The sequence below is a fragment of the Kitasatospora sp. NPDC059571 genome (assembly GCF_042735675.1).
Taxonomy (GTDB): domain Bacteria; phylum Actinomycetota; class Actinomycetes; order Streptomycetales; family Streptomycetaceae; genus Kitasatospora.
This window is the reverse complement of record NZ_JBHWBW010000043.1, coordinates 22,618-30,006: the sequence shown is the minus strand read 5'-3', so window position 1 is coordinate 30,006 and position 7,389 is coordinate 22,618. Positions and strand designations below refer to the sequence as shown.

The 7,389-nt window shown below is 73.9% G+C and carries 7 protein-coding genes; 3 read left to right on the top strand and 4 right to left on the bottom strand.

Features of this window, described 5'->3' with window-relative positions; translation table 11 throughout:
* Positions 1-609: TetR/AcrR family transcriptional regulator (locus ACFV0G_RS08025; protein ID WP_380543437.1), on the top strand; the 609-nt coding region annotated here is incomplete at its 5' end.
* A gap of 100 nt (positions 610-709) precedes the next feature.
* Here ACFV0G_RS08025 and ACFV0G_RS08020 read toward each other — a convergent pair.
* The 3 genes from ACFV0G_RS08020 to ACFV0G_RS08010 form a co-directional block, all read right to left on the bottom strand.
* Complete coding sequence (locus ACFV0G_RS08020; protein WP_380543446.1) at positions 710-1,714, bottom strand: CehA/McbA family metallohydrolase; 1,005 nt, start codon at positions 1,712-1,714, stop codon at positions 710-712.
* Positions 1,715-1,955: 241 nt separating this feature from the next.
* Positions 1,956-2,336, bottom strand: a complete 381-nt coding sequence (locus ACFV0G_RS08015; protein WP_380543434.1) for a VOC family protein — start codon at positions 2,334-2,336, stop codon at positions 1,956-1,958.
* A gap of 230 nt (positions 2,337-2,566) precedes the next feature.
* Complete coding sequence (locus ACFV0G_RS08010) at positions 2,567-3,304, bottom strand: SDR family oxidoreductase (RefSeq protein WP_380543430.1); 738 nt, start codon at positions 3,302-3,304, stop codon at positions 2,567-2,569.
* 97 nt (positions 3,305-3,401) lie between these two features.
* On the opposite strand from ACFV0G_RS08010, the gene ACFV0G_RS08005 reads away from it, so the two are divergent.
* Both ACFV0G_RS08005 and ACFV0G_RS08000 read left to right on the top strand, forming a co-directional pair.
* On the top strand, positions 3,402-3,998 hold the full coding sequence (locus ACFV0G_RS08005; protein WP_380543427.1) for a TetR/AcrR family transcriptional regulator C-terminal ligand-binding domain-containing protein: 597 nt from the start codon (positions 3,402-3,404) through the stop codon (positions 3,996-3,998).
* 237 nt (positions 3,999-4,235) lie between these two features.
* Positions 4,236-5,480 carry an MFS transporter gene (locus ACFV0G_RS08000; RefSeq protein WP_380543443.1) on the top strand — a complete coding sequence of 415 codons (1,245 nt, stop codon included), beginning with the start codon at positions 4,236-4,238 and terminating at the stop codon, positions 5,478-5,480.
* Positions 5,481-5,590: 110 nt separating this feature from the next.
* On the opposite strand, the gene ACFV0G_RS07995 is transcribed toward ACFV0G_RS08000, so the two are convergent.
* Positions 5,591-7,099, bottom strand: coding sequence for an arabinofuranosidase catalytic domain-containing protein (locus tag ACFV0G_RS07995; RefSeq protein WP_380543424.1), 1,509 nt, complete (start codon positions 7,097-7,099; stop codon positions 5,591-5,593).
* Positions 7,100-7,389 lie beyond the last annotated feature (290 nt).

Here is a 7,389-nt window from a genome sequence, read left to right as displayed (position 1 = left end):
CCGCGGGCGCGGGCGGGTGAGGCGGCCGGGGGGCGGGGGGGGGGGGGCCGGTGTGCGGCCGGCGAGTCGGGGGGGGGCGCCCGGGGGGGGCTCTTCACCGCGCGCGGCTACGACGGCACCGGCATGGAGGAGCTCGCCAAACGGCTGGGGATCAGCAAATCCAGCATCTACCACCACGTCTCCGGCAAGGAGGAGCTCCTCGAACTCGCGGTCGGCCGGGCGCTGAACGCCCTCCTCGCCGCCGTCGAGGAGGAGCAGCGAGCCGGCAGCGCCGTCGACCGCCTCGAACGGACGGTCCGCCGCAGCGTCGAGGTCCTCGCCGCCGACCTCCCGTACGTGACCCTGCTGCTGCGGGTGCGCGGCAACAGCCCCGTCGAGATCCGTGCGCTGGAGCGCCGGCGGGAGTTCGACCGCCGGATCGCCGAACTGATGCGACAGGCCGCGGCCGAGGGCGGCCTGCGCCGGGACATCGAACCGGGCCTGGCGGGCCGCCTCCTCTTCGGCACGGTCAACTCCCTCGTCGAGTGGTACCGGCCGGACGGAGACCTGCCCGTCCAGGACCTCGCCGACGCCCTGACCTCCCTCGTCCTCGGCGGCCTGCGCAGCTGACGGAGCTCACACGGAGAGCCTCACCGGCCGCCGCGTCCCCGTCCCTGGCGCCTCGTCGCACGACCTCCGCCGCCTGCGCGCCACAGAGTGAGGCGAGCGGTCAGGTCAGGATGATCGGATTGGTGAGTGCGGCAACGCGGCCGTCGGGACGGCGGACCTCGATGCGGACGAACGCCGACTCTTCCGCTGTCGTGCCCCACCGCACCGCACCCGCCCCGTCACCGGGGAGCGAGACCCGGTGGACCTTCCCGCGCTCGGTGTGGAAGCTGACGGTCCCCGTCGGCACGCCGTGCACTGATGCCCGCACGTCGACCTGCCCGCCGTGCGCGGCGAGGCGTTCTCCCACACCGGCAGCATCACCGGCGGCACGGGCGGTGAACGCAACGTCCACGTCCGCCGACTCGGCGATCCAACTGCGACCCGAACGGATTCCGGCCAGGACCGCCTCGGTGCTCAGCTCCTCGGCGAGGACCACGGTGTGAGGGACACCGATCTGCCCCTCCAGATGGGTGTCGCTGTTACCCATCGCCGGCCGCCACGCGCCCGTGCGGATGTCCGCCGCGAGGCTTCGCCCCCACTCCGCCAAGGCCGCCTCGTTGTCGGCATTCCAGGGCCGGTCCGAAGTCCACGCCCCGTTCCACACCTCCACCACGTCGAAGCCCCGGAAGGGGAACATGAAGTCACCCGACGGGTAGGGCGCATGCGGGTGCGCGGCCACACACAGGCCCCCTCCTCGATGGACCTGGTCCAGGCATTGGCCGATCAGCCCGTCCCCGACCCGGTGGTTCCAGTCGACGACCTCGCCCGGGCCCAGGCCGAGCGCCAGCCAGTGCCCGGTCCTCGTGGTCACTTCCTCACCGAGAACGATCAAGAAGTCATCGGCGGCCAGCTGGCCCCATACACCCGGGGCCGCAGCCGAGTTGTGCTCCGTCGTCGCGATGAAGTCGAGCCCGGCGGCGCGCGCCCGAAGAGCCAACTCCTCAGGAGTGAGCTCCCCGTCCGAGTGGACGGAGTGGACATGGCAGTCCCCGCGGTACCAGGCCGCCCCACGACCGACCGCCCGCGCCGGCGGGAAGCTCGAACTCGACAAGGCTCTCCCCCTCATGTCCGGCGGTCTGCCGTGCAATTGCTCCACCCGTACGCCGCCCGTCGCCGCCATCAGCATCTCCCCGGCCGGGCGTCATGGCGGCCGGTGGGTGCAGCAGACGGCGCGGCACGTTCACGACGCGGCGGATGACCCGGTGGCGGTCCGTGCCCGGGCCGCGGCCGCCATCGCTTCGTGCCGGGCGAGGTCGGCGCTCGGAGAACCCCCGGCGCACGTGGTGCCGTGGGGCGTCCGGTGAGGATCAGAGCGGGGCGAGCCGGGCCTTGAGCAGGCAGAACTCATTGCCCTCGGGGTCGGCCAGGACGTGCCACTGCTCGTCCCCCGTCTGGCCGATGTCGGCCGGGCGGGCGCCGAGCTTCAGCAGGCGTTCGAGCTCGGCGTCCTGATCGCGGTCGGTGGCGTTGACGTCGATGTGCAGCCGGGACTTCCCCGGCTCCGGCTCGTCCCTGCGGCTGAGGAAGATCGTCGGCTGCGCACCGCCGAAGCCCTCGCGCGGCCCGATCTCCATCGAGCCGTCGTCCTCGCGGCCGAGCACGACGAAGTCCAGGACCTCGCACCAGAACCGCGCCAGCAACTCGGGGTCGCGGCAACCGAGTACGAGCTCACTGATACGACATGCCATGAAGCAACCTGCTTTCGGCCGGGGACCTCCGGGGCAGCCGCATGCGGACCTCACGGGCTCCCGGGAGTACGAACAATCCCGCGACCGTACCGGACGGGACGGGCACGGGCGAGATCATTTCCGGCCCCCGTCGGACGGCCCGGCCGTTGCGCGCGCGGGACCCCGCCGCGTGACTCGCGAGCCTCCGCCGAGGGTACTCAGGCTGCCGACGGCTGCCCGGCGGAGCGGGCTCAGCGGCCGGTGGCGAGGGTGGCGCCGCCGGCGCAGTCGAGGACGGTGCCGGTGGTGAAGCCGTTGCCGGCCAGGTAGGTGATGGCCTGGGCGACGTCCTCGGGGGTGCCGATCCGGCCGACCGGCAGGGTGGCGGCGATGCCGGCGAAGAAGGCGGCCCGGTCGGGCTCCGGGATGCCGGACCACCAGGCGGTGTCCACGACGCCGGGCGACACCGCGTTGACGCGCAGCGGTGCCAGCTCGGCCGCCAGCGGCGGGACGGCGGACTCCAGTGCCCCGTTCACCGCGGCGAGACCGACCGACCCCGGCAGTGCGGCCCGTGCGGAGGCGGCGGTGACGAAGGTGACCGACCCGTCGGCGCGCAGGTGCGGCAGCGCGGCGCGGAGGATCGCGAGGTGGGCGAAGAGCTTGCCGTCGAAGGCGGCGCGCAGGTCCGCCTCGGCAAGCTGCGCGAACGGGCCGAGGCCGACGGCGCCGGAGCTGAGTGCGATCACCAGGTGGTCGAGCTGCCCGGCGACGGCGAGGAAGGCGGCGACCGACTCCGGGTCGGTGGCGTCGGTCTCGACGGCGGTCACCGGGCGGCCGATCCGCTCGGCGGCCGCGTCCAGCCGCTCCTTGGAACGGCCGGCGATGATCACGTCGGCCCCGGACGCGGCGAACGCGGCGGCGGCCGCCTCGCCGATGCCGTGGCTGGCGCCCAGCACGGCGATCCGCTGGTCTGCGAAGGACGAGGACATGGGTTCCCCTCGGAAGTTTGTTGAGACTCTCGGTCTCGACAAGTATTTGCCGAGACCGCGAGTCTCGTCAACCGTTTTCCGGTGTACAGTCCCGACCATGGAAGAGCCCCGCCGCGCCGCCGCCAGGCCGCACACCGGACGCCGCCGCAACGAGGCCGCCCGGGAGGCCGTGCTCACCGCGACCATGGACCTGCTGCGCGCGTCGGGCGAGGAGCTGACCGTCGACCGGATCGCCCGGGCCGCGGGCGTCGGCAAGCAGACCATCTACCGCTGGTGGCCCACCAAGGGCGCCGTCGTCGCCGAGGCGATGGCCGAGTCCGCGACCGCGGCGGTCGGACTCCCCGACACCGGCACCCTCCGCGGGGACCTCGCCGCGTTCTTCCGCGCCAGCTTCGCCGTCCTGCAGGACCAGGGCATGGTGCGGCTGCTCGGCGAGGTCGTCACCGGCGCCCAGCGCGAGGCCGCCGTCGCGGACGTGCTGCACGAGTTCACTGCGCGCCGGCGCGCCGCACTCGGCGCCCTGCTGCAGCGCGCCGCCGAGCGCGGCGACCTGCGCGCGGGCGCCGACCCCGCCGTCCTCGTCGACCTCGGGTACGGCTTCCTCTGGTACCGGCTGCTCGTCGGCCACGCCCCGCTGGACGACGCCGCCGCGGACGCCCTCGCCGACCACCTCACGGCCGCCGCGACCGCCTGACCCCGCCGCACCGCTCCACCTGCCGCCGGAGGCGGTCATTTGCCCCGGGGCGGTGCGGCCCGCTTGGATGCCGGTGGCCGGTCGTGCGTACCGGACCGGCCGACGGCCGGGACCGGAACGCGAGCAGGAAGCGCGAGCGGGGAAGCGAACAGAACGGAGCAGGACGTGGCGGGCACGGCAGCGGAACCGCCACCGGGGCGGGCAGCGGGAACGCCTCCGCAGCAGGCCTCGGGCGAGCTGCCGGGCGATTCTCCAGGACGGCCGTTCCGGCGGCTGTGGACGGCGTACGCGGTCAGCACCCTCGGGACCTGGCTCGCCTTCGACGCACTGCCGCTGATCGCGATCCTGGCCCTGCACACCGGCCCGGCCGGGGTGTCCGCGCTGGCCGCCGCAGGGCCGGCCGCGGGGGCGCTGCTGGCGGTGCCGCTCGGCCCCTGGGTGGAATTCCGCCGCAAGCGCCCGGTGATGGTCGCGGCCGACCTCGTCCGCTGTGCGTCGCTGCTCAGCATCCCCGCCGCGTTCGCGCTCGGCCTGCTGACCCTGGCCCAGCTGCTGGTGGTGTCGGTGGTCGTCTCCGCGGCCGACATCTCGTTCACCGCCGCCTCCGGCGCGTTCCTGAAGTCGATCGTGCCGCCGCGCGGCCTGCTCGCCGCGAACGGGCGCCTGGAGTCGACCACCTGGCTCGCCACCGCGGTCGGACCGCCGCTCGGCGGCGCCGCGGTCGGCTGGCTGGGCCCCGTGGCGACGGTGCTGGCCGACGCTGCCAGCTACCTGCTGTCGGCGGCCGCGCTGCGGCGCGTCGGCGGACGGGAACCGCGCCCCGCGGCGTCCAGCGGCGGACGCCGGCTCCGGGCCCGCGACCTCCTCGACGGCTGGCGGTTCATCCTCGCGGACCGGGCGCTGCGCCCGCTGTTCCTCAACACGGTGCTGGTCAACGGCCTGATCATGGCGGTCTCGCCGCTGCTGGTGGTCCTGATGCTCGGCCCGCTCGGATTCGCCCCCTGGCAGTACGGGCTGGCGTTCGCCGTGCCGTGCCTCGGCGGCCTGGCCGGCTCCCGGCTGGCCCGGCCGCTGGTCGCGCGGTTCGGCCGGCACCGGGTGATGCGGACCACCGGAGTGCTGCGGGCCTGCTGGCCGCTCGGGCTGGCCTTCGTCCGCCCCGGCGCCGCAGGGCTCGCGATCGTGATGGCCGTGGAGTTCGGGCTGATCAGCTGCATGGGCGTGTTCAACCCGGTGTTCGCGACCCACCGCCTGGACCGCACCCCGGCCGACCGGGTCGCCCGCGTGCTCTCCGCATGGTCGGTCAGCAGCAAGGCCTCGATCGCCGCGCTGACCGCACTGTGGGGCCTGCTGGCCGCCGCGGCCGGCCCCCGGACCGCGATCGCGGCCGCCGGACTCCTGCTGCTCGCCACCCCGCTGCTGCTCCCCCGCTCCGAGCACGCGCCGATGCCCGACCGCGAGCCGGTGCCCGACCCGGCCTGAGGACCGACCGCCGCTCCGCACGGGGGACGAGGGCAGAGCGGGAGGGGCGCGGGTGTGCCGCGCCCCTCCCGGTCACCGGCGCACTGCGCCCACGCCATCCTGACGATGCGTCAGCTCAGTGCGAACTTCTGGGCCGCGGAGCCGTTGCAGTCCCAGATCTGCAGCCGGGTGCCGTTCGCGGTCGCGCCGTTGGGCGCATCGAGGCAGCGGCCGGACTGCGGGTTGCGCAGCGAACCGTCCGACTGCTGCACCCACTTCTGCCCGCCGACCCCGTTGCAGTCCCAGAGCTCGACCTGGGTGCCGTTCGCGATGCCGTTCCCGTTGACGTCCAGGCATCGGCCGATGGTGCCGAGCGAACCGTCGGGGTTGTGCGTCCAGTGCTGGTCCTCGGCGTAGGTCTGGCAGCCCCACAGCTGGACGGCGGTACCGTTCACTCCGCTGTCGTCGGCCGCGACGTCGACGCAGGCGCCGCCCGGGCCGGTGATGGTGCCCTGCGGGCCGTTGGGCACGTCGGTGCGGCCGGCGTAGCCGACGGAGACGACGTTCGCCTGGACGGCGCTCTCCGCGGCGTCGGTCGGGTAGCCGGCCACCATGACGCCCTCGAAGAAGGTGCCCCGGTTCCAGTTGCTGTTGTCGCCGCCGATGCCGAGGATGATGCCGCCCTCCTGGTGCATCGGCTGGTAGCCGCCGCGGGTGGGCAGGGCGCCGTTCCACCAGGTGGTCAGGGCGCCGGACTGCGCGTTGCCGCCCTTGAGGGCGTAGGTGTGCTGGCCGTCGTTCTTCAGGACGGCGGTGACGAACGCGGAGTTGTTGCCCGCATTCGCGGTGTTGGAGCCGTTGTTGCCCTGGAACATGCCGTTCTCCATGTCGGCCTCGATCCACGGGCCGGAGCCGGTGCACGGCGCGAAGTAGCAGGTCGTGGCGATGCTCACGGCATCCATGTGGCCGTTCCCGGTGTCGGCCGGGGTGCTCTCCGCGTTGCCGTAGTCGAAGCAGCAGTCCGCGCCGACGTGCGTGCCGCTGGCCACCATGTAGACGCCCTCGGGCTGGCCGTTGACCGCGACGCCGGACGCGACGCCGGTGTAGCGGTAGCCGACGCCCGGCGACACCCAGACGCCGTAGACCTTGTGACCGCCGGCGGTGACCGCGATCTCGCTCGCGTCGGCGCCGCGGTCGGCGCCCGTGCCGGAGGTGCCGGCCGGGCCCGGGGTCAGGTCGTTGTGACGCGCCGTCTGGTCGTAGATCCGGGTGATGCGACAGGTGGTGCCGCCGCAGAAGGCTTCCTGCTGCTCGGCGTTGGCGTAGCCGCCCGCGGCGAGGAGCCCGATGTCCGCCCCGGCGCCGTCGGACGCCCGGGTGACCCGGTACAGCGGACCGCTGTAGGAGGAGGAGAGGGCGCGCACCGTGCTGTGCGCGGCGACGCAGGGGGTGCCGGCGGAGCCGTAGATGTCGCAGGGCAGCGAGCCGGCCGCCTGCGAGACGCCGGGGAGGCTGATCAGGGCGCCCAGGACGAGTCCGAAAGCCGCCAGAGCGGAGAGCAGGGCGCGCCGGTACCGGACCGCGCGACGAGCGGCGACGCGGGGGGCGGCCCGTAGGGCGGCCGACCTCATGCTGCGCATGGAGTGCTCCTGACGTGGTGGGGGATGGAGCTCTAACTCATCGGCACGGCGCCCGAGTTCGCGCTCTCCGCCGACTCGTCCGGAAGCTACGCAGGCCGATCGGCAGTGTCAATATTTGTTTCTTTCTTTTCCTTACAACCTTGTAAAAGCGTCTGCTTCTGTGGGTTTTCGGGAACCGCGCCGGGCGGAGGCGGAGGCGGAGGCGGAGGCGGGCAGGACGGAGCGGGACATGACCGAGCCGTGGGGGGGGGCGGGCGCGCGCCCCGCGCCGCCCCCCACGCAATCACTCC